This is a genomic window from Streptococcus sp. ELY_137 (assembly GCF_058314515.1).
In genome coordinates, this window is record NZ_JBZFUL010000021.1 from 1 (window position 1) to 26,287 (window position 26,287).

The window sequence follows — 26,287 nt, forward strand, 5'->3', positions numbered from 1 at the left end:
AAGAATTGCTAAACAGGTATATGAAAGTTTCTATAAAAAAGCTAAAAATATGAAGGCTGGGTGAGGTTAGCTACGACAAGCGCGGGGATTTATGGTAAGATATAGGGGTAAGTCTTGGCAGTGTAACTTTTCCTCCTACGCAGCCCTTCAATAATTCTAGGATTTATTAAAAGGGCGCTTGCTAGTAGTTACATACTAAGGCGTTTAATGTAAAATAGAAGGAGGCCTTCTCGTTTTTTTCTGTGTCGTAAGACTAGAAAATGTTATGTAGGCAAGAGAGACCTCCTTGGGTATGTACGTATAAAGGGGACGCATATGAAACAAACCAATTTGATTAAAATTTTGCTGATTGAAGATGATTTAAGTTTATCAAATTCAGTTTATGATTTTCTAGATGATTTTGCAGAGGTGACTCAGGTTTTTGATGGGGCAGAAGGGCTGTTTGAAGCTGAAACAGGTGTCTATGACTTGATTCTTTTAGATCTGATGTTGCCGGAAAAAGATGGTTTTATAGTCCTTAAGGAATTACGTGAAAAGGGCATTAAGACACCTGTCTTAATTACGACGGCTAAGGAGGCTTTGGACGACAAAGGGCATGGTTTTGAACTAGGAGCGGATGATTATCTGACGAAACCATTTTATCTTGAAGAGCTGAAGATGCGTATTCAGGCTCTGCTCAAGCGTTCAGGAAAATTAAACGATAGCAGTATTACTTACGGTGATTTGACTTGCGACATCTCAACCAATAGCGTTGTTGTCAACGGCAAGGAAGTCGATCTATTGGGTAAGGAATTTGATCTGCTTGTTTATTTCTTGCAGAATCAGAATGTTATCTTGCCCAAAGCACAGATTTTTGACCGTATTTGGGGTTTTGACAGTGATACAACAGTCTCAGTAGTAGAGGTCTATGTTTCTAAGGTTAGAAAGAAATTAAAAGGTACAGACTTTGAAAAACACTTGCATACACTACGCAGTGTGGGGTATATCTTAAAGGATGCTATCTAGGCTAAAGAAACAGCTGTTTTCGGAAGGTTTCTCAACTTTTTTTCGATTTTTTTCAGTTTTTACGACTATTTTCTTAATTATGACTGTCATGATTTTGCAGATTATGCGAGTCGGAATTTATTCTTCAGTCGACGATAATATCGATAAGGCTGCCGATAATGTCGAATCTTATATTTATATGAATATGTATAAGGCGAACTTTTACTCAGCTTTTGAAGGCAGCAATGCTTCCAATTTATCAGTTTTCACAGATGGTGATGATTTTCTCGGTGACGGTAATAGCAATATCAGAGGAAGTAAAAGATCGCATGTAGAATTGAGTGCTAATGTTGAGATTATTCTCTATGACAGCAAGGGCAAGATCCTTAATAGTTCTGAGATCTTTTCAGGTCTCAATCGGCTGACTATGGATAAGAATCATCTCAATCAGGTAGAGGAAATTAGTGTTGATGGAACCTTTCGTGAGACGGAACACTATCGTTATAAAACCATAGCAGCGTCTGATAAGCGTTTTCCTAAGGTAGCCTACGTGACTATCGCCATCAGTGTTAATCAGTTGGATGGCTTGAGTTCACGTTACCGTTTTATCATTATTTCGGTGATGATTTTCTTCTGGCTAATTTCTATTTTTGCCAGCTTATATCTGGCTTATTGGTCGCGTAAACCGATCTTAGCCAGCTATGAGAAGCAAAAGAATTTTGTTGAAGATGCCAGCCATGAACTGCGGACACCTTTGACTGTTCTACAGAATCGCTTGGAATCCCTCTTTAGAAAGCCAGATGAGACTATCTTAGATAATTATGAGACTATTGCTTCTAGTTTGGAGGAAGTTCGAAACATGCGGATGTTGACAATTAACCTTTTAAACTTGGCAAGGCGGGATGAAAAGCTTAAAGCAACCCTTGAAGAAATTACTCCTAGTTTTTTTGATGCTATCTTTGAGAGTTATGCCATGATTGCTGATGAAAACGATAAGGACTTTACCTTTTCTAACCAGCTAGATGCTTCTATTAAGTCTGATAAAACCTTAATTAAGCAGTTGATCACCATCTTTTTTGATAATGCTGTTAAATATACAGGCGACGACGGTGCTATCGATATTCAAGTGATGCTCAAGGATAAAAAGCTAGTGATTACAGTAGCAGACAATGGTCCCGGTATCAGTGATGAAGATAAAATTAAGATTTTCGATCGTTTCTATCGCATTGATAAAGCTAGGACTCGTCAAACAGGTGGCTTTGGTTTAGGCCTGTCACTTGCAAAACAAATTACAGATGCCTTAAACGGAAGTATTACGGTTAATGATAACGACCCGACAGGAACTGTTTTTGAGATTAAATTAATGGTGTAGGATGAACTTTGTATAAAGTCTCATTCATTGTCAATTATAGTCGGTAACTAAAAAGATAGGACCAGATCGGTTCTATCTTTTTTGGGTATTTAAAGTAGTAAAAGTTCTTTTTTGAAGCTGGGGGAAGTTCCTAAATCTAGATTTTTTCATACTCTAAAGGGCTCTGTAACTTCCAGTGGGTATGGATTTACTACTTACAAAATTACAGAAGTCCACAAAAAAACCTCCAAAAGGAGGTGAATTCTATTAACCAAGTTTAGCTGCAAGACGAGCTTTATCACGGCTAGCTTTGTTTTTGTGAATCAGTCCCTTTGAAGCGGCTTTATCGATGCTTGAAGAAGCAGCGCGGAAAAGTTCTTCGGTTGGGTTTGCTTCAAATGCCTTGACAGCAGTGCGCAAAGCTGATTTTTGAGCTGAGTTTTGTGCGTTTTGTTTAACGTTTTTTTCAGCACGCTTGATAGCTGATTTAATATTTGCCAACGTTTTTCACCTCCAATTTTACTAACCATTCCATTATATAGAAATTTCAAGGGTTTGACAAGCCCTAATCATTTTTTCAGGTAAATTTTGTCAATCTTATGGCTTTGTGATTTATGCAATATCAGTTCGGCACGGTTTCGAGTAGGTTCAATATAATTTTTTAAATTAAGAAGATTAATAGTCTTCCAAATGTTTTTGGCGACCTTTAAGGCTTCTTCAAAGCTAACTTTAGTCAAGGAGTGATAGTAATTGCGCTCGTCTTTTTTAGCCAGACGCAGGAGTGCTTGGAAGCGTTCCAAGTACCAAGTTTCAATCTGGGCAACCTCAGCGTCAATATAGATAGAAAAATCGTAGTAATCATTCATATAGAGGCGATGATTCTGCTGATTTTGGAAGACATTGATTCCTTCGACAATAAGAAAGTCAGGCGCTGATATGGTTTGCTTTTGATCAGGAATAATATCGTAGATTTCATGAGAGTAGACTGGAATAGCCATCTCCTGACCGTTTTTCATACTGTCTAAAAAATTTATCAGCAGTTCCATATTGTAACTTTCGGGAAAGCCTTTTTTGTCTAACAGGTTTCGCTCGACTAAGGTTTTATTGGGGTAGAGAAAACCATCTGTCGTCACCATCTCGACTTGACTGTCGCGAAAGGTTCTGGCCAGTAGGAGCTGAAGCAGGCGGCTAGTTGTTGATTTGCCGACGGCAACTGAGCCAGAGATCCCGATAATGAAGGGTCTTTTTTTAGGGTGTTTTTGCAAAAAGATTCCCTTGGCAAAGCTGAGATTTTCTTGAGCATTCTTATAGATTTGAATGAGGCTGACCAAGGGCAGGTAGACATCGATAACATCTTGAATATCAATATTATCATTGAGACTTTTGATAGAATCTAATTCTTTTTGAGTTAATGGCGGTTGCCCGGAGTGACGTAACTGCTGCCAAGTTTGCCGATCGATAGCTTCAAAATTAATAAATTCATGAGACATAGGTCTATTGTAGCACAAAATATGATAAAATGAGGTAGCTGTGCAGGCAGAAAAAAACAAAAAGAAGACAAGAGTGAAAAAACGTTAGACATTAAAAAGCAGTCTTCTAGAGAATTTTTAATCGCTGACGAACTTCCATTTGAAACTTGGCGTTGGACCCATTTTTGTTTCTGATTTTTGAAAAAGACATCTCGTCAGTCTCTCTAGATGCCTGGACCATTGACCGGGGCAAGCCACCACTGTATTACATATTATGGCTAGTTTATATGAAGAGATTGAAAATTTATGGGGATGGGACAAACAGCCACGATGATTAATCCCATCAGGTGGCCCCAGCTTCTGATAAGGGGTTTGTGGCCTTAAAAAAGTCTGTCTACTATAAAAAGTATTGAAAGGAAAAAGTGAGCCATTATGGCAAAGATGTATTATGCTGCTAATCCCGATGCTGATCATGACATTCATGATTTAAGGGTTCAACTGTTAGGGGAGGACTTGCATTTTTACACCGATGCAGGGGTATTTGCTAAAAAGATGGTTGACTATGGTAGCCAACTGCTCTTAAATCAGCTGAATTTCGAAGCTGGCAAAACAGTGTTAGATATTGGCTGCGGTTACGGTCCTCTGGGAATTGCCCTAGCTAAGGCGCAGGGGGTTAGAATGACTATGGTGGATGTTAATCATCGTGCCCTTGACTTAGCACGTCGTAATGCTGAACGCAATGGTATTTCAGCGACTATTTTTGCATCATCGACCTACAAGCAGGTTGAAGGAAGCTTTGATTATATTATCAGCAATCCTCCTATCAGGGCAGGTAAACAGGTGGTCCATGCCATCCTTGAAGGAGCTTATGACCATATTAATGAGGGAGGCAGTCTAACGATTGTCATCCAGAAAAAACAGGGAGCACCAAGTGCAAAGGCTAAAATGTTGGATGTTTTTGGCAATGTCGCTATCCTAAAAAAAGATAAAGGGTACTATATCTTAAGGAGTAAAAAAGATGAGAGCAGTTGATTTAATTCAGAAAAAACGAGATGGTTACGAATTAACCACTCAGGAGATCAGATGGCTTATCAATGGTTATGTAGCAGGTGATGTGCCTGATTATCAGATGTCAGCTTTTGCCATGGCGACTTATTTTAAGGGCATGACTATGCGGGAGACTCGCGACTTAACAATGGCAATGGTTGAGTCGGGAGATCAGCTAGACTTATCAGCTATTGCTGGTATCAAGGTGGATAAACATTCGACCGGAGGTGTCGGTGACAAGGTGACCTTGATTTTAGCTCCTTTAGTAGCGAGTTTTGGTATTCCTGTGGCTAAGATGAGTGGCCGTGGTTTGGGCCATACGGGTGGTACCTTGGATAAATTGGAATCCATTAAAGGTTATCAGATTGAGGTAACGCAGGCTGATTTTATTAGACAGGTACAAGACAAGGGCCTTGCTGTCATTGGCCAATCAGAGAATATGGTAAAGGCAGATAAGCTGCTTTATGCACTGCGTGATGTTACTGCAACGGTTGATATTATGCCCCTTATTGCTAGCTCAGTTATGTCCAAAAAAATTGCAGCAGGGGCTGATGCTATTTTGCTAGATGTTACGGTCGGTAATGGCGCTTTTATGAAGAATTTAGATGATGCTCAAGCGCTTTCTGAGACCATGGTTAAGCTTGGCAGAGAAGTTGGACGCCAAACTGTAGCAGCAGTAACAGATATGAGTCAGCCTTTAGGGCAGGCCATTGGCAATCGTTTGGAGGTGCTAGAGGCAGTTGCTATCATGCAGGGTCAGGGGCGGACTGACATTACAAACTTTATTTGTCAGTTGGCGCAGCTGATGTTAAAACTAGGAGGAACAGACATTGATTTAGTAGAAATTAAAAACCACTTGACCAATGGTTCGGCTCTGCAGAAATTTGAAGATTTAGTAGCCGCTCAAGGGGGAGAGGTTTCTGATATTTATCGTCCTGTTAAAACAGAGTACATCTATGAGGTAAGAGCGGATAAGGCTGGTTATATTAGTGCTTTACCAGCGCTGTACTTTGGGCATTTCGCTATGGAACTGGGAGCTGGACGCTCCGTAAAAACCGATCAATTAGACTATGATGCTGGTATTATGTTCGAGAAAAAAGTTGGAGATGCGGTTTTTTCTGGTGACTTGTTAGCAAAAATTTACTCCAATCGAAAAATTCCTCAAAAAAAGATTACAGAATTTGTAAAAAATGTTACAATAAGTGACGAAAAGACTGTCACACAAGAGATATTAACCATTATTGATTAGGAGAGTGCTGTGTCTATTAATAAATATATTGATCATACCTTATTGAAACCTGAGGCTACTAGAGAACAAATTGATGCTATTTTGGCAGAGGCTAAGGAGTACGATTTTGCCAGTGTCTGTGTCAATCCTACCTGGGTTACTCATGCAGCGGCAGCTTTAAAAGACTCCGACGTCAAGGTTTGTACCGTTATTGGTTTTCCTCTAGGCGCTAATACTTCTGCGGTCAAAGTTTTTGAAACTAAGGATGCTATTGCTAATGGCGCAGATGAAGTGGATATGGTTATTAATATTGGTGAGCTAAAATCAGGGAATACTGCTGCTGTTGAAGCGGATATTCGTGCTGTCGTTGAAGCGAGTGGGGACAAGTTAGTCAAGGTTATCATTGAGACTTGCTTATTGACAGATGCGCAAAAGGTTAAAGCCTGTCAATTAGCTGTTTCAGCCGGTGCTGATTATGTCAAAACCTCAACAGGCTTCTCGACAGGGGGGGCTACGGTTCCTGATGTAGCATTGATGCGTCAAACCGTTGGACCTACCGTGGGCGTCAAAGCTTCCGGCGGTGCTCGTTCTTATGAGGATGCTCAGGCTTTTATTGATGCAGGTGCAACTCGGATTGGAGCCTCAGCAGGTGTAGCTATTGTTAATGGAGAAGTAGCTGATCATGACTATTGATTTAGTCCAGTTGGCCAAGGAGGCCAGTCAGTATTCCTATACGCCTTATTCGCATTTTCCAGTAGGAGCAGCCCTTTTAACAAAATCGGGACAGATCTTTCAAGGATGCAATATTGAAAATGCCAGTTTTGGTTTAACTAATTGTGCTGAGCGTACTGCCATTTTTAAAGCGATATCAGAAGGATACTCGGATTTTGCAAAGATTGCCGTTTACGGTTATACTAAGGAGCCAATCTCGCCCTGCGGTGCCTGCCGGCAGGTTATGGTAGAATTTTTTGATTTAGACTGCCAGGTAACCTTGGTTGCTAAGGATGGTGCGACAGTCGAGATGACAGTCGGTGAGTTATTGCCATACTCATTTCGGGACTTCGATTAAGTCCAGCTTATTTTGGATTAGACCCTAAGGGTTTAAGATATACTTGCAACCTAGTTGCGACTTTTTAGAGGAGGAGTTCATTTATGAAGATGAACAAAAAAATTATTGGTCTCGGTTTGGCTGCTGTAGCTGTATTTACACTTGCAGCTTGTAGTCGTTCGTCCCAGTCGGGCTCAGATAGTTCTGTTAAGGCTGCTATCGTAACCGATACAGGTGGTGTCGATGACAAGTCCTTTAACCAATCTGCTTGGGAAGGTTTGCAAGCTTGGGCTAAGGAAAACAAGCTGAAGAAGGATACAGATTATACGTATTTCCAATCAGATGATGAATCACAGTATGCGACAAATCTGGATTCGGCTGTAAGTAAGGGCTATAACCTTATCTTTGGTATCGGCTATAACTTGCACGATGCTGTTAGTGAAGCGGCTGAATCTAACTCTGATACTAATTATGTTATCATTGATGACGTTATTAAAGATCAGGATAACGTAGCCAGTGTCCTCTTTGCAGACAATGAAGGAGCTTATTTAGCAGGTATCGCGGCAGCTATGCAGTCTAAGACAGGAAAAGTCGGATTTGTTGGTGGTGTTGAGTCAGATACCATTACACGCTTTGAAACAGGTTTCAAAGCAGGTGTTGCTTCTGTTGATAAGAATATTGAAGTTGAAACCCAATATGTTGGTAACTACAATGATTCAGCTAAAGGACAAACGATTGCCGCTTCTATGTACTCTGGCGGTGTTGATGTGATTTACCATGCTGCTGGTGGTTCTGGTAAGGGAGTCTTTTCACAAGCCAAGGAAATTAACGAAGGCTTGGATTCTAACAGCGATGAAAAGGTTTGGGCTATCGGTGTTGACCGTGACCAATCCGAAGAAGGAAACTATACAGCTAGTGATGGTAAAAAGTCAAACTTCATTCTAACTTCAACAATCAAGGAAGTGGGAACAGTTGTTAAAGATATTTCCAATGATCAATTAGATGGTAAGAAGTTTGAAGCTAAAACAACAACCTACGGTCTGAAAGATAAGGGTGTTGATATTGTGACCAAGAATTTACCAGATGATATCAAGAAGGCAGTCGATCAAGCCAAGAAAGATATTATTGATGGCAAAACAAAAGTTGATGATGGTGTGAAATAAACCAGCCTAAATGGTATAATAATTTCTAGAGGGCGACCTTAACGGTCGCTTTTTAAGAGACTGAGATAAGAGATTTCAAAACTTAACTAGGTTTGCTGTTTTATGGCTATGCAGCAGCTGAGTAGACATTCTGAATCCTTCATTGAGATGTTGTGTTGATTGTCGTGGACAAACTTCTCTTTTAAACTGTTCGATCTGCAGAAGTTTTTAATATTACCTTGCTGGGATTCGGGCAGTCTATTCTCAGGAATTTGGATCACAAACTGTGCAAGCAAAGATACGTTTTTCTAGAACTTTTAGTAATTTTTCGTCAAATTCTCTATTTTTGTTTTGCCGATTGAAAGTCTTCATATCTTAATAAAGGAGAAGGGGCTAGCAAAAACTCGTCTACTATTCCTGTTTTAGAATGGACTCTTGGCACCGTGGCTGGAAGCAAGACTTGTTAGCTTGGCCAAGAAGTCTTACCCCTCTCTCTCTTCACTGTCCTAAATCTGTTATTTGAAAGGAAACACTATGGCACAGGAAACTGTCATTGAAATGCGCAATATCACTAAAAAGTTTGGTGACTTTGTTGCTAACGATCATATCAATTTAGATGTCAAAACTGGTGAAATCCACGCCTTACTTGGTGAGAATGGAGCCGGAAAGTCGACCCTAATGAATATGCTGTCAGGCTTATTGGAACCAACAGAAGGAGAGATCCTTCTAAAAGGGAAAACGGTCAAATTGGACTCTCCTTCTAAGTCTGCTAGTTTAGGAATCGGGATGGTTCACCAGCATTTTATGCTGGTAGAGGCCTTTACAGTGGCTGAAAATATCATTCTCGGCAGTGAAGTTACCAAGGGGCCTTTTCTTGATTTAAAGAAAGCGACAGCAGACATTAAAGCGCTGTCTGAGAAATATGGTTTGGCAGTTGATCCAGAAGCCAAGGTTGCCGATATTTCGGTCGGTGCACAACAGCGGGTAGAAATTTTAAAAACCCTCTATCGTGGGGCAGACATACTGATTTTTGATGAACCAACAGCTGTTTTGACACCAGCGGAAATTGCGGAGTTGTTAGACATTATGCGCAATCTTGTCAAAGAAGGTAAATCTATTATTCTGATTACTCATAAACTTGATGAAATTAGGGCAGTGGCTGACCGAGTAACCGTTATTCGTCGAGGTCAATCGATAGAGACTGTTCCTGTAGCTGGAGCCAGCAGTCAGCAGCTAGCTGAAATGATGGTAGGCCGCGCTGTTTCCTTTAAGACTGACAAGGTTGCTTCTAATCCTCAAAATACTGTTTTAGCTATCGAAAACTTAGTTGTTGATGAAAATCGTGGGGTTCCTGCTGTTAAAGGACTATCGCTGAATGTTCGCGGTGGTGAAATTGTAGGAATTGCTGGTATTGATGGCAATGGGCAAACTGAGCTTATTCAGGCTATTACTGGCCTACGGAAGGTCAAATCGGGATCAATTAAAATTAAAGACCAAGAGATTACCCTGCTGTCGCCTCGACATATTACGGAGATGAGTGTCGGTCATATTCCTGAAGATCGGCACCGTGATGGCATGGTTTTGGAGATGACCTTGGCTGAAAACATGGCTCTACAGACCTATTATAAGGAACCGTTTAGCCACCACGGTATTTTAGACTACAACTTTATCAATAAAAATGCTAAGCGCTTGATGGACGAGTTTGACGTTAGGGCAGCAAATGAGCAAGTACCTGCAGGATCTCTGTCAGGCGGTAACCAGCAGAAGGCCGTTATTGCGCGTGAAGTTGACCGGGATCCGGACCTTTTGATTGTCAGTCAGCCAACACGCGGCTTAGATGTCGGTGCTATCGAGTATATCCGGCAGCGGCTGGTAGCTGAACGTGATAAAGGAAAGGCTGTCTTGGTAGTCAGCTTTGAGTTGGATGAAATTCTTGATTTATCTGACCGTATTGCTGTTATCCACGACGGTAAAATTCAAGGAATATTAGCCCCTGAAAAGACGGATAAACAGGAATTGGGTGTTTTGATGGCAGGTGGAGAATTTACGAAGGAGGGCGTACATGTCTAAGAAAACGCAGAGCTGGGCTGTACCACTGATTGCTGTTCTATTAGGACTGCTGGCTGGTGCTGTTCTCATGTTAATTTTTGGCTACAATCCCTATTGGGCTTATAATGATCTATTTTATTCAGCTTTTGGCTCCATCAAAAATATTGGTGAAATCTTACGGGCTATGGGACCGCTGATTCTGATTGGTTTGGGCTTTGCTGTGTCTTCTAAAGCAGGATTTTTTAATGTTGGTCTGCCTGGACAGGCGCTAGCTGGTTGGGTTATGGCCGGTTGGTTTGCCCTTTCTTTTCCAGATTTACCCAAACCTATTTCTATCGTTTGTACGATTATTATTGGTTTAATTGCTGGAGGTATTATCGGTGCTGTTCCTGGGATTTTACGTGCCTACCTAGGTACCAGTGAAGTCATCGTAACAATTATGATGAACTATATTGTATTGTATGTTACAAAGGCTCTGATTTTAAATGTCTTCTCAAACGATCTGATGCGTACAACAACTGCTAGCATTAAGGTATCCGATTCGGCTTCTTATCAGACCGGTTTCTTATCTGCTCTGACAAATCATTCGCGTTTTAATCTTGGCTTTATTTTTGCTTTAATTGCAGTTGCGCTCATCTGGTTCCTCCTAAAGAAAACACGGACTGGTTATGAGATTACAGCTGTCGGTCTCAACCCAAATGCAGCTGAATATGCTGGCATGTCGTCTAAGCAGGTTATTGTTTGGTCAATGATTATTTCAGGTGCTTTAGCCGGTCTTGGTGGTACCGTAGATGGTCTTGGAACTTATGAAAATGTTTATGTTCAGACCAGCTCATTGCAAATTGGCTGGGATGGGATGGCAGTAGCTCTATTAGCCTCTAACAGCCCCGTCGGCATTCCTTTCGCAGCGCTTCTGTTTGGTGCTTTGTCTGTTGGTAAGACAGGGATGGTTGGCGTGCCTTCTGAAGTTATTGACGTTGTTTCGGCTCTGATCATCTTTTTTGTCGGTAGTAACTATATTATTCGACATTATGTTAAGCCCCGTAAAAAAGTAAAAGAAGGAGGTCAGTAAAATGGGATTTTTAGCAGTAATCGTCCTCTTAGTGTCGTCAACACTTAGATATTCAACGCCTCTGATTTTTACAAGTATTGGGGGAACCTTTTCAGAGCGCAGTGGGATTGTCAATGTTGGACTTGAAGGCATTATGGTTATCGGTGCTTTTTCAGGGGTTGTCTTTAACCTAGCCTATGCTGACAGCCTTGGAAAAGCGACACCTTGGGTTGCCTGTCTGATCGCTGGTTTAGTGGGCATTGTTTACTCACTCATTCATGCTGTGGCAACAGTTAACTTCCGAGCAGACCATGTTGTCTCTGGTACGGTGCTCAACCTCATAGCCCCTGCCTTGGCTGTTTTCTTATGTCGTGTTTTATATAGCAAGGGTGAAACGGATACTATCAGTCAATCTTTTGGGCGGTTCTCCTTTCCGCTCTTACAGGACATTCCTGTGATTGGCCCCATCTTCTTTAGAAATACGTCTTTAATTGGTTATGTAGCTATTTTGGTAGCTTTTATATCCTATATTCTTATTTTTAAAACTCGATTTGGGCTGCGTTTGCGATCTGTTGGCGAACACCCGCAGGCAGCTGATACATTAGGCGTTAATGTTTATCTGATGCGCTATGCTGGTGTCATGTTATCCGGTTTCTTAGGTGGTATCGGTGGTGCGGTCTATTCTCAGGCTATTTCTAATAGTTTTTCTGTAACGACAATTGCAGGCCCTGGCTTTATTGCTCTGGCAGCGATGATCTTTGGCCGTTGGAATCCTATTGGCGCTATGCTTTCTAGTCTCTTCTTTGGTTTATCTCAATCTTTAGCTATTATTGGCCACAAGATTCCGGGGTTGGCGCACATCCCGTCAGTTTATTTAGAAATTGCTCCTTATGTTATGACTATTCTTGTTTTAGCTGTTTTCTTTGGTAGAGCAGTAGCACCTAAGGCAGACGGTATCAACTATATTAAAACCAAATAAATCTATTTATAAGGCTGGATACTGTAGGTTTCCAGCCTTTCTTCTATCTATTAAGAATTAACTGTGATAAAATAGCAGTGAGTGAGATAATATAGAACAGGTATTTATAAAAAATTGGGAGTGTTGAAATATGTTGGCGAATCAATTAACTGTACATTTTCACAGTCGTCGGAAAGATTATAGTGATTATAGTATGTGGAAATGGCTGGACGGCTACTGGGGAGAGGATGCGTATTTCGATGGGCAAGATGATTTTGGCTTAATCGGTAGGATCAGTTATCCTTTTGAGCGCTTTGCCAATCCAGTCCATCTGCTTGTCAAAACAGCAGATTGGTCTTTTCAGACTTGTGATTATGATGTTCGTCGCTTTTCTGGAGATGCGCCTAACAGTATTTGGTTAGTTGAAGGGGATCCGCAGGTGTACTATTCGAAGCAAGTTGCCTTAACCAGCCCCTTCTATACTGGTCAGGACAACCGCGCTTTTGATATGGGAATCAGAGCTAATGATTTTGATTATCAGTGGGCTTACCAAGGCTGGTTGGGTTTTCGTTACCAAGAGGATCAAACGACATTTAAACTGTGGTCTCCCTTGGCTGACCATATCTACCTTCTCCTCTATCCAGAAGATGGCGGAGCTGTCCGTATCCTTCCTATGGAGCGGGGACATAAGATCAACACGGACCATCATGAACTCAATACCAGAGGAGTATGGTCTATCAGTGTAGATGGGAATCTTAAGAATTGGTCTTACCAGTATCGTATTTATCATGAAAAAGACTTTTATCAAGATACTAGGGACCCTTATAGCATCGCTTTGAGTCTTGATAATAGGCGCTCTTTAATTGTTGCGAAGGAGGATTTACAACCTCAAGGTTTTACGACCAAACACGGTAAGGAAGCGACGTGGCGGACGGAAAACGTTTGTTCCGCTGTTATTAGTGAGCTACACCTGCGCGATTTTACTATTGATGAGTCATCAGGTATTGCCGATGAGTTTAGAGGAACTTTCTTGGGGGCTTGTCAATCTGGTAGCCGAAACCCTTCCGGTTTAACAACGGCTTTTGATCATATTAAGGCTATGGGGTATTCCTATGTCCAGTTGCAGCCAGTTTTTGATCACCATAAGAGTTATGATCTTGATGGGCAGCTGAATTATAACTGGGGGTACGATCCTGAGAACTACAATGTTCCCGATCGCCAATTTGCAGCAAATCAAGAGAATCCTAGAGCTCCGATTCTGGAGTTTAAACAAATGATTCAAGCTTATCATGATGCTGGTATTGGTGTTATCATGGATGTTGTCTATAATCACACCTACTCATCTTATAATTCTCCCTTTCAACTCTCTTGTCCCTACTATTATTACCGTATGCGCTCCGATGGTTCTTTTCAAGATGGGTCTGGCTGCGGTAATGAAACCGCTAGCGAAAAAGAGATGTTTCGCAAGTATATGCTAGACTCTGTCCGATACTGGGCTGAAGAATACAATATCGATGGATTTCGGTTTGATTTAATGGGACTGCACGATGTCACTACGATGAATATGGTTCGAGATCTTTTGGATGGAATTGATTCACGTATCCTGCTTTACGGTGAAGGATGGGATATGGGAGAAGGCTTGGCGCCTAAACAAAGAGCAGCCAAAATCAATGCTGACCAGATGCCTCGTATCGCCTTTTTCAATGATAATGCGCGTGATGCTGTCAAGGGTTCAGAGGTCTATGGTGAGCTTAAAGCTGGTTTTGTCTCTGGAGCTCCAATGGAATGGGAAGTTTCTCAAGCGCTGATAGGCAGTCAGTCTTTTGCGCCTTACAGCAGTCCCAGGCAGGTTCTGAACTACGTGGAAGTTCATGATAACTACAATCTTAACGACCTCTTGACCATTTTTCACCCTAATGACAGTCTAGATGATCGTAAAGAACGGGTTTATTTAGCTAATGCTCTTAACTTACTCATGCAGGGAATCAGTTTTATGCAGTTAGGTCAGGAGTTCATGCGCAGTAAGCTTCATCCGACAGGTGCAGCTGGTGAGATGATATCTGAAGATTTACAAAGAGCCAGCAATAGTTACAACGCAGGAGATGCGGTCAATGCTATTGATTGGAATTTAGTCACCCAACATCAGAGTTTGTTGCAAGCTATTAAGAAACTGATAGCTATGAAAAAAGACGGACGTGAATTTTCAATGCTTACTTTTGATGATATAAAGGCGAATATTCGTATAAAAAGAAACGATTATAATTCGGGTATTGTTCATATAAGTTTGGACAAAACCAATTTAATTTTTAATAACCGTGAAAAAAGCTTAAAAATAACCTGACAAACACTTTATAATATGTTATTATGATAGTGATAAATAAAGCGTTAACATTTCTAATGTTTGACTGGGTCATTGACAATTTAAGCAGCCTCGCCTAAGGGGTTGCTTTTTGTTTTTCTAGAAAAAGGGTTCTCTGATCAGATTAAGAAAAGGTGGTGGTTAGATGGATAAAGAATTAGAACTTTATACCTTCGGGACTGGTGAAAATTTTCATGTCCAAGATTATTTAGGTGTTCATAAGGAAGGTGAGCAGTATAGTTTTCGGGTTTGGGCTCCACATGCTGAGCACGTTCAGGTGATTGGCGATTTTACAGGTTGGTTTGACCATCCTCTGGATATGACATTGAATCACGCGGGAGTCTGGGAGGTTAGGACTGACCTTGCTCAGGAAGGTCAAATTTATAAGTACTTGGTGACACGCCGCGGTGGTCAAGTCGTTGAAAAAATTGATCCTTGTGCTCTCTATTTAGAAGAGAGGCCCGGAACAGGAGCGGTTGTCAAAACTTTTGAAAATAGGAAATGGAAAGATGGCCTTTGGATGGGACGCCGGAAGCGATTTGGCTTTAAGGAGCGTCCAGTTAATATTTATGAAGTTCATTCCAGTTCTTGGAAACTGGGCTCTGACGGTAAGCTCTTGACATTTAAAGATTTAACGAAAGAGCTAATTCCTTATCTGGTTGAGATGCATTATACACATGTAGAGTTTATGCCCCTTATGGCTCACCCTCTAGGGATGTCGTGGGGTTACCAGCTGATGGGATATTTTGCCTTTGAGCATACTTATGGTGAGCCTGAGGAATTCCAAGAGTTTGTCGAAACTTGTCACTTAAATAACATTGGAGTCATTGTTGACTGGGTTCCTGGGCATTTCACCCAGAATGATGATGCCTTAGCTTACTATGATGGGACACCTACCTTTGAATATGCAGATAGCGACCGTGCCCACAATAGGCGCTGGGGTGCATTGAACTTTGATCTCGGTAAAAATCAGGTCCAGTCCTTCATGGTATCCAGTGCTCTGTATTGGATTGAGCAATATCATATTGATGGTTTACGGGTTGATGCTGTCAGCAACATGCTTTACCGTGATTATGATGATGGGCCATGGACTCCTAATGTCTTTGGGGGAAACCGTAATTTGGAAGGTTTCAATTTCCTACAAAAGCTTAATGGCGTGATTCATTATCATCATCCAGATGTCATGATGATAGCTGAAGAATCCACGGCAGGAACACCAATCACGGCACCGATTGAGTCTGGGGGATTGTCTTTTGACTATAAGTGGAATATGGGCTGGATGAATGATACACTTAAATTTTTTGAAGAGGATCCTATTTATCGCCAGTACGATTTCAATCTCCTGACTTTTAGCTTTATGTATGCTTTTTCGGAAAGCTTTATTTTACCTTTCTCGCACGACGAGGTTGTCCATGGGAAGAAGAGTCTCATGCATAAGATGTGGGGGGATCGCTACAATCAGTTTGCTGGTCTGCGTTGTTTGTACGCTTATCAGATGTGCCACCCCGGTAAGAAATTACTCTTTATGGGATCTGAGTTTGGCCAATTTTTGGAGTGGAAGTATGATTATCAACTGGAATGGGCTAATCTAGAGGATAAGCTTAACACTCAGATGCAACATTATACTGCTCACCTCAATCAATTTTATAAGGAGAACAAACCTCTGTGGCAGATTGATGATTCCTACGACGGCATTGAGATTATTGATGCGGATAACGCTGCTGAGTCTGTTTTATCTTTTGTCAGACGCGATAAAAAGGGGAACCTTCTGGTTTGTGTCTTTAACATGGCTCCAATTGAACGCAAAGAATTCACAATTGGTGTGCCAGTTGCAGGACTCTACGAGGAAGTTTTAAACACCGAGCTTGAAGAATTTGGGGGTGTATGGAAGGAATCTAATCCAGACTCTAAAACTCAAGCAGGCTTATGGAAGGACTATCAGCAGACTTTGACCTTTACCATGCCAGCTATGGGAGCCAGTATCTGGAAAGTTAAGCGTCGTTTGAAAAAATAGCAATGGGAAACGTCTAAGGGGAGTTGCTTGATTTACCTTTGGTGGTGACCGTTTCCAGAAAGGCGCTGGTCTGAAATAGAGAAACTGAAATGAAGCGCAGTAATACGGCTTTGTCTGCGGTGGTCTTTACATTTTAATGGCTAAGAATATCCTTGATTTTCTAAAGTTTATTGGGCTGTTGAAGTTTGTCTTTTCAACTAAGAATCAAGGAGTGATAAGAGTAGGGGAGGAAATACTCAATTTTTTACTTAGGATTGTTACTTTTCTTCCTTTTCCCTTGAAGTGTCTAAAAGATTGTATCATAATAACTGAATTATTTACGACTCTAAGAAATAAGAGACATGGCTGTGTTGGTGCTTTAGCTCCTACAGATATGGTATTTCTGGAATATTTCAATTTGCTGCTTGAGCATCTTCGCTATGATCCTTATTTCTCGCTAAGTTATTTAAAATGAATTTGTATCTTATGGAAGGAGATAGAATAGATGAAAAATGAAATGCTAGCGTTGATTTTGGCTGGAGGTCAAGGAACGCGTTTGGGGAAATTAACCCAAAGTATTGCGAAACCTGCTGTGCAGTTTGGAGGGCGTTACCGTATTATTGATTTTGCCTTATCCAACTGCGCTAACTCTGGTATTAATAACGTTGGGGTTATCACTCAGTACCAACCCTTGGCTTTAAACAGTCATATTGGAAATGGCTCTGCTTGGGGATTAGATGGTATTGACAGTGGTGCTACGATTTTGCAACCTTACTCGGCCACAGAAGGTAACCGCTGGTTCCAAGGAACTAGCCATGCTATTTATCAAAATATTGATTATATTGATAGTATGAATCCTGAATATGTCCTGATTTTATCAGGGGATCATATCTACAAGATGGACTATGATGACATGCTTCAGACACATAAAGATAATATGGCTAGTCTGACAGTAGCGGTTATTGATGTTCCACTCAAAGAAGCCAGTCGTTTTGGTATCATGAATACAGATTCTAACGATCGCATTGTAGAATTTGAAGAAAAACCAGAGAATCCTAAATCTACTAAGGCTTCCATGGGAATCTATATCTTTGATTGGCAAAAGCTCAGAGCTATGCTTTTGGAAGCTGAGAAAAATAATATTGATATGTCTGACTTTGGTAAGAATGTTATCCCAGCTTATCTCGAGCAAGGGGAACCTGTCTATACCTATAATTTTGCAGGCTATTGGAAAGATGTTGGGACGATTGAATCCCTCTGGGAAGCTAATATGGAATATATTGGTGAGGACAATGCTCTTCATAGCCGCGATCGCAATTGGAAAATTTATTCTAAAAATGTGATTGCGCCACCTAACTTTATTACAGATGAGGCGCAGGTTTCTGATTCGCTAATTGTGGATGGCTGTTTTGTATCTGGTAAAGTTGAACACTCTATTTTATCAACCAGTGTTAAAGTAGAAGAGGGCGTGGAAATCAAGGACAGCTTTATCATGAGTGGTGCGACCATCAAAAAGGGAGCTAAGATCTATCGAGCTATTGTTGGCGAAGGCGCTGTGGTCGGTGAAGGTGTTGAAATTGATGGTACAGACGAAGTGCAAGTTGTAGGCTATAATGAAGTAGTGGGGGTTTCAAATGAAGATTGATAAGTATTCTGCTATTCTAGGTAACGCAGTTGGCTACCATGATATGGGGAAATTAACAGAAAAGCGTCCTTTGGCGAGTCTTCCCTTTGATGGGAAATATCGTTTGTTGGACTTTCAGCTGTCTAGTTTAGCTAATGCTGGTATTCGCAGCGTATACGGAATTTTCCGCGGTCAAAATATTCGTTCGGTTTTTGATCACATTCGCTCAGGGCGAGAATGGGGGCTCAATACGCTGTTAAGCCATTATTTCCTAGGCTTTTACGAGAATGATGATCAGACCCATATCACAGATTCCGATTATTACAGCCAAATTTTGACTTATCTTAAACGAGCTAATACAGATCAGACCGTTTATATGTCTAGTGATATTCTCTGTAATATCAATTTACAGCAGGTTATCCACTTGCATAATGTCAATAGTCAAAGTATGACGGTTGTCTATAAGAAAGTTCCAAGAGAACATATATCTGAGGCTAATGAAGTTTTGAGTATTGATGAGACAGACCATGTTGTCGGTAAACTAGATCCTAAAACGACGCAAGAACCAGTACCGATGTCAGCGGATATTTTCATCGTCAATACGCCTTGGTTAATTGAACGACTTGAAGAAGAATCTAAAAAGGAAAATCCACGAAAGATACGCTACTTGTTACGTGATCTTTTGGTAGAGTCTGGCGCTTTAGCCTTCGAGCATACGGGTTACCTCTCTAATATCTGTTCGGTTAAGTCCTATTATGATGCTAATATGGATATGCTGGATTCGCAGAAATTTTATGCACTCTTTTATGGTAACCAAAAGGTTTATACTAAGGTGAAAAATGAGGAATCTTCTTACTTTGCATCAGGCTCAGATGTTAAGCGTTCACAGTTTGCCTCTGGTTCAATCATTAAAGGGACTGTACATCACTCAATTGTCTCGCGTTCTTGCCGTGTTGAAGAGGGAGCGCAGGTCAGTGATTCTGTTATTTTCCCCAAAGTCTCTGTTGGTGCTGGTGCGGTTATCGATCATGTTATTGTGGACAAGGGGATCAGTATCCCTGCTGGTGTGACCCTGCGAGGAACAGTTGAGAATCCCTTGGTGATTGGTAAGGGTCAAGAAATTACTGGAGATATTATTCAATGAAAATCATGTTTGTAGCAGCAGAAGGGGCACCTTTTGCAAAAGCCGGTGGTTTGGGTGATGTCATTGGCGCATTGCCCAAGTCTCTTTTTAAAAAGGGACATCAAGTAGCTGTCGTCCTCCCCTACTACGATGTTATTGATGCTAAGTTTGGTCAAGAAGTAGAAAATGTCATGTACTATTTCACTAATGTTGGCTGGCGTCATCAGTATGTTGGTGTCAAGAGTTTAGTAAAAGATGGGGTAACATTTTATTTTTTAGATAATCAATCCTACTTTTTCCGCGGTCATATTTATGGCGATTGGGATGATGGTGAACGCTTTGCTTTCTTCCAGCTAGCAGCCCTTGAGTTGATGGAAAAGATTGATTTTATTCCAGACGTTCTACATGTTAATGACTACCATACCGCTATGATTCCTTTCTTACTTAAGGAAAAGTATCATTGGATTGAGGCTTATCGCTCTATTAAGACGGTTTTCACGATTCATAATATTGAGTTCCAAGGCCAATTTGATGCCAGCATGTTGGGGGATTTATTCGGTGTCGGCGGTGAACGTTATGCCGATGGAACACTTAGGTGGAATGACAGTTTAAACTGGATGAAGGCGGCGGTGCTTTATGCGGATCGTGTGACTACAGTTTCTCCATCCTACGCCCAAGAGATTATGACTCCTGAATTTGGTAAGGGACTGGATCAGATTATGCGGATGGAATCTGGTAAGCTGTCTGGAATAGTCAATGGTATTGATACTGATCTTTTCAATCCGGAAACGGATAGCTATCTAAAGGCACCGTTTTCAATTGACAACCTATCTGGAAAAGCTGTTAATAAGGCGAAGTTACAAGAAGATTTAGGACTGCCGGTTGAGGCAGATACACCCCTAATTGGTATTGTTTCGCGCTTGACCGATCAAAAGGGCTTCTCCTTAGTTGTCAGTGAATTGCAGCATATTTTACAGTTTGATTTGCAGGTCGTTGTTTTAGGAACGGGATATTCGGATTATGAGAATGCTTTTGCTTGGTTTGCCAGTCAATACCCAGATAAGCTATCTGCCAATATCACCTTTGATCTTGGGTTAGCGCAACAAATTTATGGCGCTAGCGATATATTCCTAATGCCGTCAGCCTTTGAACCGTGCGGTCTGTCGCAGATGATGGCGATGCGTTACGGTACTCTGCCACTTGTTCATGAAGTAGGTGGGCTTAAAGATACAGTTATTCCTTATGATGAGCGTGATCAATCAGGAACTGGTTTTTCTTTCCATGGCTTTTCAGGTTATCTTATGACCAATACATTAAAATATGCTTTGGACGTTTATCATAATCGTCCAGATGACTGGAAACTTTTGCAACACCAAGCTATGTCGCAAGACTTTTCGTGGGATACCGCCAGCCAAGCCTATGACCATTTATACCAAAATATGGTCAATTAATTATTTGTTGGTAGTATGCACTTAGATAAGAAGGTAGAAGAAGCATGACACTCACTAAAGAGCAATTTATCCGTGATTTTAAAGATACCCTGCATGAAGAACAACTGATCAAAGTTCCTGATGCAACAGCCAAAGAATTATTTGCGACCTTGGCAAAGGTTATTCGCAAGTATTATACACCTTTGTGGCTGGAGCGAAATCGTAAACTCACCGCTGATAAGGAAAAAATTGCTTATTATTTTTCTATTGAATTTTTACCCGGCCGTATGTTGGAGACGAATCTTTTAAATCTTGGAATTTTGGATATCGTTAAAGAGGGGTTTGCGGAATTAGGTATTGATTTTGACCATATCAAGAATGCCGAGCACGATATGGCTCTGGGAAATGGCGGTTTAGGTCGGCTAGCGGCTGCTTTTATGGATTCACTAGCTACCACGGGCTATCCTGGATTTGGTAATGGTTTGCGTTATCGCTATGGTCTTTTCAAACAAAAGATTATTGATGGTCATCAGATGGAATTGCCTGATGATTGGTTCGGTACACTGGGAAATGTTTGGGAAGTTCGGAAGGATCATGATGCCGTAGATGTTCGCCTATTTGGTGATGTTTTCTTGGAGCAAAATGAGGACGGCCACCTTGTTCCTACTTATCATAATAGTCAGGTTCTGCGTGCTGTGCCGTATGATGTTCCGCAGATTGGTTTTCAAAATGATATCGTCAATAATTTGCGCCTTTGGGATGTCGAGATTCCAGAAGATCAAGAAGTGAATTATCCGACTTTGGCTTCTAGACGTGCTGTCAACGATATTACAGCTATCCTCTATCCAGATGATTCAACTTTAGAAGGCAAACAGTTGCGTTTGATTCAGGAATATTTCATGACCAGTGCCGGCCTGCAAACTATTATCAAGCATTATCTTAAACAAGGAAATCCACTGGAAGCTATTCATGAAAAGGTTTCAGTCCATATCAATGATACGCATCCGGCAGTAGCACCAGCTGAGTTTATGCGCCTTTTGGTTGACGATTATGGACTGTCTTGGGATATTGCTTGGCAGGCGACTGTTAAAACTATGAGTTATACTAACCATACGATTTTATCAGAAGCCTTGGAAAAATGGGATGCAGAGCTCTTCAAGAAGGTTCTTCCGCGTGTATATCAGATTATTCTTGAGATTGATAACCGCTTTGTCGCCAACCTTGGTAAAGCCGGGTACGATGCTAGTGTCGTTAATAATACCCGTATAGTTAGAGATGACCAGATTCATATGGCAAATCTCGCTATTATTGGTGGACATTCTGTTAATGGTGTTGCCAAACTTCATACAGAATTATTGAAAGAAGACACTCTGCGCAGTTTTTATAAATTGTATCCGGAAAAATTTAATAATAAAACTAACGGCATTGTTCCTCGCCGTTGGACGCAGATTGCTGCTCCCGAGTTAGCTGGTGCAATTGATCAAGTTATTGGTACTGGCTGGCGCAAGGATATCCATGAATTGGAAGGATTAGCGACCTACCTAGATGATCAAGAAGTGTTAGATACTTTTTATCGGGTTAAAAAGGATTCTAAGGAACGTTTAGCTTCCTATATTAAAGAAACAACAGGAATTGAGGTTTCAACGGATGCGATCTTTGATGTTCAGGTCAAGCGCCTCCATGCTTATAAACGTCAGCTCTTGAACGTTCTTCATATTATTAAGCTTTACTGGGATTTGAAGGACAATCCTGATAAAGACATGGTACCGCGTGTTTTCATCTTTGGCGCCAAAGCGGCACCCGGTTACCATTTTGCCAAATCGGTTATCAAAATTATCAATGAGTTGGCCCGACTGATCAACTATGATGAAAGTCTGCAAGGAAAGTTAAAGGTTTTATTCTTGGAAAATTATAATGTTAGTCTGGCCGAGCTTATTATTCCAGCCGCAGATGTTTCGGAACAAATTTCATTAGCTTCTAAGGAGGCCTCGGGAACTTCTAATATGAAATTTATGATGACAGGAGCTGTTACCCTAGCTACACTTGATGGCGCTAATATTGAGATTAAAGATGAAGTGGGAGATGATAATATTGTCATCTTTGGTATGGATAAAGATGCTGTCTATGCTCATTATCAGTCTAATGACTATCATTCACGGGATCTTTATGAAAATGACCCCATCATCCATAGGGTCGTTGACAGCTTCGTTAATGGAACCATTCCGAATATTCAAAGTGAGGGAGTGGAAATCTATGAAGCTCTAATCCAGCACAATGATGAATATTTTCTGTTAGAGGATTTTCATGCTTACGTTGACGCTCAGGCAAAAATTGATCGTCTTTATCGCGCTAAAGAAAATTGGGCTCGTATCAGCTTGACTAATATCGCAAAGTCACACCGCTTTACTTCTGACGATACGATTAGCCAATATGCCAAGGAAATTTGGGAATTAAGAAAATGAGTTGTTTCTGCTGATAAGGCTTATGGGCAGACTATGAGACTTAGCGCAGAAGAAGTGAGTAGCTTTTATCTTAATGGTTTTTCCAACTTTTATATTTGAATGGTAATCTACTAAATCTAAACCCTCATTGCTTATTTTCTAGATATTGGTAATAGAGCCAGTCTTTTGAGACTGGCTTTTATGTATCTTGCAAAGCAAATAAGTAATAGGTAGAAAAAGTATACCTCAATTTTTCAGCAATACCATTAAAATTTTCTTTGAGATTTCTGGAAACTATGAGCATAATTCTTGTAATCGTTTTCATATCATGGTAAACTCAAAAAGTAAATTAATAGAAAGTTGGAAAACTTATGTCAAAAATTGTTGTTGTCGGGACTAACCATGCTGGTACGGCCGCTATCAAGACGATTTTAAATAATTATGGTAGTGAGCATGAGGTAGTAACCTTCGACCAAAATTCAAATATATCCTTTTTGGGTTGTGGCATGGCTCTGTGGATTGGTAATCAAATCTCTAATGGAGACGGTCTTTTCTATTCCGATAAGGAAGAGTTAGAAGGCCTGGGTGCCAAGGTCTACATGAATTCACCGGTGATTCATATCGATTACGACAAAAAGGAAGTGACAGCCTTAGTCAATGGTAATAACCATGTTGAATCTTATGATAAATTGATTTTAGCAACAGGTTCTCAGCCTATTTTGCCACCAATCAAGGGAGCGGCTATCAAAGAAGGTTCCAAAGAGTTTGAAGCAACTTTGAAAAATCTCCAATTTGTTAAACTCTATCAGAACGCCCAAGATGTTATTGAAAAACTGAAGGACAAGGATATTAATCGTGTAGCAGTTGTCGGAGCAGGCTATATTGGCGTAGAATTAGCGGAAGCCTTTCAGCGTAAAGGCAAAGAAGTCGTGCTTATTGATGTAGCCGATACTTGTATGGCAGGTTATTATGATAAAGACTTGACAGATAAGATGGCGCAAAATTTAGAGGAGCACGGTATAAAATTGGCTTTCGGTCAGACCGTTAAGGAAATTACCGGGCAAGATAGGGTTGAAAAGATTATTACGGATAAAGCAGAGTTTGATGTAGATATGGTTATTCTAGCTGTGGGATTCCGCCCTAATACTTCACTTGGTCAGGGCAAATTAGAGACCTTCCGCAACGGTGCCTGGATTGTTAATAAGAAGCAAGAAACAAGCGTGAAAGATGTTTATGCTATTGGTGACTGTGCGACAATTTATGATAATGCAACGGGGGACACAAACTATATCGCTCTGGCATCGAACGCTTTGCGGACTGGCATTGTTGCAGCTCATAATGCTGCTGGGCATGAATTGGAAGGCATTGGTGTTCAAGGTTCCAATGGCATTTCTATCTATGGTTTCAATATGGTATCAACCGGTCTGACTTTGGAAAAGGCTGAGAAACTTGGCTTTAATGCAGCTGCAACTGAAGTCACTGATTTACAAAAGCCTGAGTTCATCGAAGATGACAATAATCCAGTGACCCTTAAAATTATTTATGATAAGGATAATCGCCGCGTATTGGGAGCCCAGATAGCTTCTAAGGAAAATATTTCTATGGGAATTCATATGTTTTCTCTGGCAATTCAAGAGGGAGTCACAGTGGATCAACTAGCTTTGACTGATATTTTCTTCCTTCCGCATTTTAATAAGCCTTATAACTATATTACAATGGCTGCTTTGGATGCAAAATAAGTTGATTTGAATCGTTAGTGAAGAAGAGAAGAAGAGGAGGGATATTGGTACTCTTCTCTTTTTATCTTGAGCAACAGAATTTGCTTTCTTGTTTTCATGTTTTCAAGCTCGTGAAAAAACGCTCCACTGGAGCTGACTCGCTTTCCTTATTTTTAAGCTCGTGAAAAAAACGCTCCATCGGAGCGTCTTTTTCACATATAGAAATTATGATTAGTTTTTAGAAGCTTCTTGGAATTCAGGGTTCTTCCAAGCTTCATCAATAATTGCTTTTAATTCTTGAGCAGAAGCCTGCATTTTTTGTTTTTCTGCATCGTTCAATGGGATGTTGACAGGGCGAACAATACCATGGGCACCAACGATAGCAGGTTGACCAACAAAGACATCGTTAACGCCTTCATATTGACCGTCTTGGAAGACAGAGAGCGGCAGAACAGCATTTTCATCATCCAAAATAGCTCTTGTAATACGAGCCAGAGCTACAGCAATACCATAGAAGGTAGCTCCTTTTTTGTTGATGATAGTATAAGCAGCATCACGAACCCCTTCAAACAGATCAACTAATTCAGTTGCATTAAAGTTTTGGACATCCTGCAAGTAACTTTCAAGATTAACACCGGCTACGTTAGCGTGTGACCAAACAGCAAATTCTGAATCACCGTGTTCACCCATAATGTAGGCATGGACAGAACGTGCATCCACATCAAGCTTTTCAGCAAGAGCTTGACGGAAACGAGCAGTATCAAGAGATGTACCTGAACCGATAACACGTTCCTTAGGGAAACCTGAGAATTTCCATGTTGAGTATGTCAAGACATCAACTGGGTTCGCAGCAACCAAGAAAATACCATTGAAACCAGATTTAACAACTTCGGTAACGATTGATTTGTTGATGGCAAGGTTCTTACCAACCAAATCTAGGCGTGTTTCACCTGGTTTTTGAGGAGCACCAGCAGTAATAACGACAAGATCAGCATCTGCACAGTCTTCATATTTCGCAGCATAAATCTTTTTAGGTGACGTAAAAGCAAGTGCGTGGCTAAGGTCAAGTGCGTCACCGACAGCTTTTTCAAATAATTGAGGAATCTCGATAATACCAAGCTCTTGAGCGATACCTTGGTTAACGAGTGAGAATGCGTAAGATGATCCTACGGCACCGTCACCGACAAGGATGACTTTTTTATGTTGTTTAGTTGCAGTCATGTCTAAACATCTCCTTAATTTTTTTAGGCTTAAACCCATACGACTCTATCT

General features: G+C 40.8%; 20 protein-coding genes. 17 read left to right on the top strand and 3 right to left on the bottom strand.

What is annotated here, in order from left to right:
- Positions 1–330 precede the first annotated feature (330 nt).
- Both AC4HAO_RS10465 and AC4HAO_RS10470 read left to right on the top strand, forming a co-directional pair.
- Positions 331–1,005 (top strand): response regulator transcription factor, encoded by a 675-nt coding sequence (locus tag AC4HAO_RS10465; RefSeq protein ID WP_491093563.1) that lies wholly within the window; start codon positions 331–333, stop codon positions 1,003–1,005.
- A complete protein-coding gene (locus AC4HAO_RS10470) occupies positions 995–2,356 on the top strand; it encodes a sensor histidine kinase (RefSeq protein ID WP_491135330.1) in 1,362 nt (453 codons plus the stop codon). Before AC4HAO_RS10465 ends, AC4HAO_RS10470 begins: the two co-directional genes overlap by 11 nt.
- Before the next feature lie 246 nt (positions 2,357–2,602).
- Here the strand turns inward: AC4HAO_RS10470 and rpsT are convergent, their stop codons facing one another.
- Both rpsT and coaA read right to left on the bottom strand, forming a co-directional pair.
- Positions 2,603–2,836 carry a 30S ribosomal protein S20 gene (rpsT, locus tag AC4HAO_RS10475; RefSeq protein WP_447452244.1) on the bottom strand — a complete coding sequence of 78 codons (234 nt, stop codon included), beginning with the start codon at positions 2,834–2,836 and terminating at the stop codon, positions 2,603–2,605.
- A 68-nt stretch (positions 2,837–2,904) separates the two neighbouring features.
- Entirely contained in the window at positions 2,905–3,825 is a 921-nt protein-coding gene (gene coaA / locus AC4HAO_RS10480; protein WP_491093547.1) for a type I pantothenate kinase, read from the bottom strand.
- Between the two features lie 411 nt (positions 3,826–4,236).
- On the opposite strand from coaA, the gene AC4HAO_RS10485 reads away from it, so the two are divergent.
- The 15 genes from AC4HAO_RS10485 to nox all read left to right on the top strand — a co-directional run bounded on the left by AC4HAO_RS10485 (position 4,237) and on the right by nox (position 25,036).
- Positions 4,237–4,836, top strand: coding sequence for a class I SAM-dependent methyltransferase (locus tag AC4HAO_RS10485; protein WP_491135331.1), 600 nt, complete (start codon positions 4,237–4,239; stop codon positions 4,834–4,836).
- Complete coding sequence (locus tag AC4HAO_RS10490; RefSeq protein WP_491135332.1) at positions 4,823–6,100, top strand: pyrimidine-nucleoside phosphorylase; 1,278 nt, start codon at positions 4,823–4,825, stop codon at positions 6,098–6,100. Before AC4HAO_RS10485 ends, AC4HAO_RS10490 begins: the two co-directional genes overlap by 14 nt.
- Before the next feature lie 9 nt (positions 6,101–6,109).
- The gene (gene deoC, locus AC4HAO_RS10495) at positions 6,110–6,772 is read left to right on the top strand and encodes a deoxyribose-phosphate aldolase (RefSeq protein ID WP_491093543.1); all 663 of its coding nucleotides are present in this window, start codon (positions 6,110–6,112) and stop codon (positions 6,770–6,772) included.
- Positions 6,762–7,148 carry a cytidine deaminase gene (locus tag AC4HAO_RS10500; RefSeq protein ID WP_447452249.1) on the top strand — a complete coding sequence of 129 codons (387 nt, stop codon included), beginning with the start codon at positions 6,762–6,764 and terminating at the stop codon, positions 7,146–7,148. The genes deoC and AC4HAO_RS10500 overlap by 11 nt, the downstream gene beginning before the upstream one ends.
- An 89-nt stretch (positions 7,149–7,237) precedes the next feature.
- Positions 7,238–8,290, top strand: coding sequence for a BMP family lipoprotein (locus AC4HAO_RS10505; protein WP_447452343.1), 1,053 nt, complete (start codon positions 7,238–7,240; stop codon positions 8,288–8,290).
- 513 nt (positions 8,291–8,803) lie between these two features.
- Positions 8,804–10,339, top strand: coding sequence for an ABC transporter ATP-binding protein (locus tag AC4HAO_RS10510; RefSeq protein ID WP_491135333.1), 1,536 nt, complete (start codon positions 8,804–8,806; stop codon positions 10,337–10,339).
- Positions 10,332–11,390, top strand: a complete 1,059-nt coding sequence (locus tag AC4HAO_RS10515; protein ID WP_491093541.1) for an ABC transporter permease — start codon at positions 10,332–10,334, stop codon at positions 11,388–11,390. Before AC4HAO_RS10510 ends, AC4HAO_RS10515 begins: the two co-directional genes overlap by 8 nt.
- Before the next feature lies 1 nt (position 11,391).
- The gene (locus tag AC4HAO_RS10520) at positions 11,392–12,348 is read left to right on the top strand and encodes an ABC transporter permease (RefSeq protein ID WP_491093540.1); all 957 of its coding nucleotides are present in this window, start codon (positions 11,392–11,394) and stop codon (positions 12,346–12,348) included.
- Between the two features lie 130 nt (positions 12,349–12,478).
- Complete coding sequence (pulA, locus tag AC4HAO_RS10525; RefSeq protein ID WP_491093539.1) at positions 12,479–14,668, top strand: type I pullulanase; 2,190 nt, start codon at positions 12,479–12,481, stop codon at positions 14,666–14,668.
- 163 nt (positions 14,669–14,831) lie between these two features.
- Positions 14,832–16,700, top strand: coding sequence for a 1,4-alpha-glucan branching protein GlgB (glgB, locus tag AC4HAO_RS10530; RefSeq protein ID WP_491093538.1), 1,869 nt, complete (start codon positions 14,832–14,834; stop codon positions 16,698–16,700).
- A gap of 484 nt (positions 16,701–17,184) precedes the next feature.
- Positions 17,185–18,324, top strand: a complete 1,140-nt coding sequence (locus AC4HAO_RS10535; RefSeq protein ID WP_447452255.1) for a glucose-1-phosphate adenylyltransferase — start codon at positions 17,185–17,187, stop codon at positions 18,322–18,324.
- Complete coding sequence (gene glgD, locus AC4HAO_RS10540) at positions 18,314–19,447, top strand: glucose-1-phosphate adenylyltransferase subunit GlgD (protein ID WP_447452256.1); 1,134 nt, start codon at positions 18,314–18,316, stop codon at positions 19,445–19,447. Before AC4HAO_RS10535 ends, glgD begins: the two co-directional genes overlap by 11 nt.
- Positions 19,444–20,877, top strand: coding sequence for a glycogen synthase GlgA (glgA, locus tag AC4HAO_RS10545; RefSeq protein WP_491093537.1), 1,434 nt, complete (start codon positions 19,444–19,446; stop codon positions 20,875–20,877). Before glgD ends, glgA begins: the two co-directional genes overlap by 4 nt.
- A 44-nt stretch (positions 20,878–20,921) precedes the next feature.
- Positions 20,922–23,318: a glycogen/starch/alpha-glucan phosphorylase gene (locus AC4HAO_RS10550; protein WP_491135334.1), complete on the top strand. Its 2,397-nt coding sequence runs from the start codon at positions 20,922–20,924 to the stop codon at positions 23,316–23,318.
- Positions 23,319–23,668: 350 nt separating this feature from the next.
- Positions 23,669–25,036: a H2O-forming NADH oxidase gene (nox, locus tag AC4HAO_RS10555; RefSeq protein WP_491093535.1), complete on the top strand. Its 1,368-nt coding sequence runs from the start codon at positions 23,669–23,671 to the stop codon at positions 25,034–25,036.
- Between the two features lie 210 nt (positions 25,037–25,246).
- Here nox and AC4HAO_RS10560 read toward each other — a convergent pair whose 3' ends face one another.
- Positions 25,247–26,236: an L-lactate dehydrogenase gene (locus tag AC4HAO_RS10560; protein WP_491093882.1), complete on the bottom strand. Its 990-nt coding sequence runs from the start codon at positions 26,234–26,236 to the stop codon at positions 25,247–25,249.
- Positions 26,237–26,287: the final 51 nt, after the last annotated feature.

What these genes read in the sequence shown, in the direction of transcription:
- AC4HAO_RS10470 (WP_491135330.1), top strand. Translation starts at nt 995, where the DNA reads ATGCTATCTAGGCTAAAGAAACAGCTGTTTTCGGAAGGTTTCTCAACT.
- coaA (WP_491093547.1), bottom strand. Translation starts at nt 3,825, where the DNA reads ATGTCTCATGAATTTATTAATTTTGAAGCTATCGATCGGCAAACTTGG.
- AC4HAO_RS10485 (WP_491135331.1), top strand. Translation starts at nt 4,237, where the DNA reads ATGGCAAAGATGTATTATGCTGCTAATCCCGATGCTGATCATGACATT.
- AC4HAO_RS10490 (WP_491135332.1), top strand. Translation starts at nt 4,823, where the DNA reads ATGAGAGCAGTTGATTTAATTCAGAAAAAACGAGATGGTTACGAATTA.
- AC4HAO_RS10500 (WP_447452249.1), top strand. Translation starts at nt 6,762, where the DNA reads ATGACTATTGATTTAGTCCAGTTGGCCAAGGAGGCCAGTCAGTATTCC.
- AC4HAO_RS10505 (WP_447452343.1), top strand. Translation starts at nt 7,238, where the DNA reads ATGAACAAAAAAATTATTGGTCTCGGTTTGGCTGCTGTAGCTGTATTT.
- AC4HAO_RS10510 (WP_491135333.1), top strand. Translation starts at nt 8,804, where the DNA reads ATGGCACAGGAAACTGTCATTGAAATGCGCAATATCACTAAAAAGTTT.
- AC4HAO_RS10515 (WP_491093541.1), top strand. Translation starts at nt 10,332, where the DNA reads ATGTCTAAGAAAACGCAGAGCTGGGCTGTACCACTGATTGCTGTTCTA.
- AC4HAO_RS10520 (WP_491093540.1), top strand. Translation starts at nt 11,392, where the DNA reads ATGGGATTTTTAGCAGTAATCGTCCTCTTAGTGTCGTCAACACTTAGA.
- pulA (WP_491093539.1), top strand. Translation starts at nt 12,479, where the DNA reads ATGTTGGCGAATCAATTAACTGTACATTTTCACAGTCGTCGGAAAGAT.
- glgB (WP_491093538.1), top strand. Translation starts at nt 14,832, where the DNA reads ATGGATAAAGAATTAGAACTTTATACCTTCGGGACTGGTGAAAATTTT.
- AC4HAO_RS10535 (WP_447452255.1), top strand. Translation starts at nt 17,185, where the DNA reads ATGAAAAATGAAATGCTAGCGTTGATTTTGGCTGGAGGTCAAGGAACG.
- glgD (WP_447452256.1), top strand. Translation starts at nt 18,314, where the DNA reads ATGAAGATTGATAAGTATTCTGCTATTCTAGGTAACGCAGTTGGCTAC.
- glgA (WP_491093537.1), top strand. Translation starts at nt 19,444, where the DNA reads ATGAAAATCATGTTTGTAGCAGCAGAAGGGGCACCTTTTGCAAAAGCC.
- AC4HAO_RS10550 (WP_491135334.1), top strand. Translation starts at nt 20,922, where the DNA reads ATGACACTCACTAAAGAGCAATTTATCCGTGATTTTAAAGATACCCTG.
- nox (WP_491093535.1), top strand. Translation starts at nt 23,669, where the DNA reads ATGTCAAAAATTGTTGTTGTCGGGACTAACCATGCTGGTACGGCCGCT.
- AC4HAO_RS10560 (WP_491093882.1), bottom strand. Translation starts at nt 26,236, where the DNA reads ATGACTGCAACTAAACAACATAAAAAAGTCATCCTTGTCGGTGACGGT.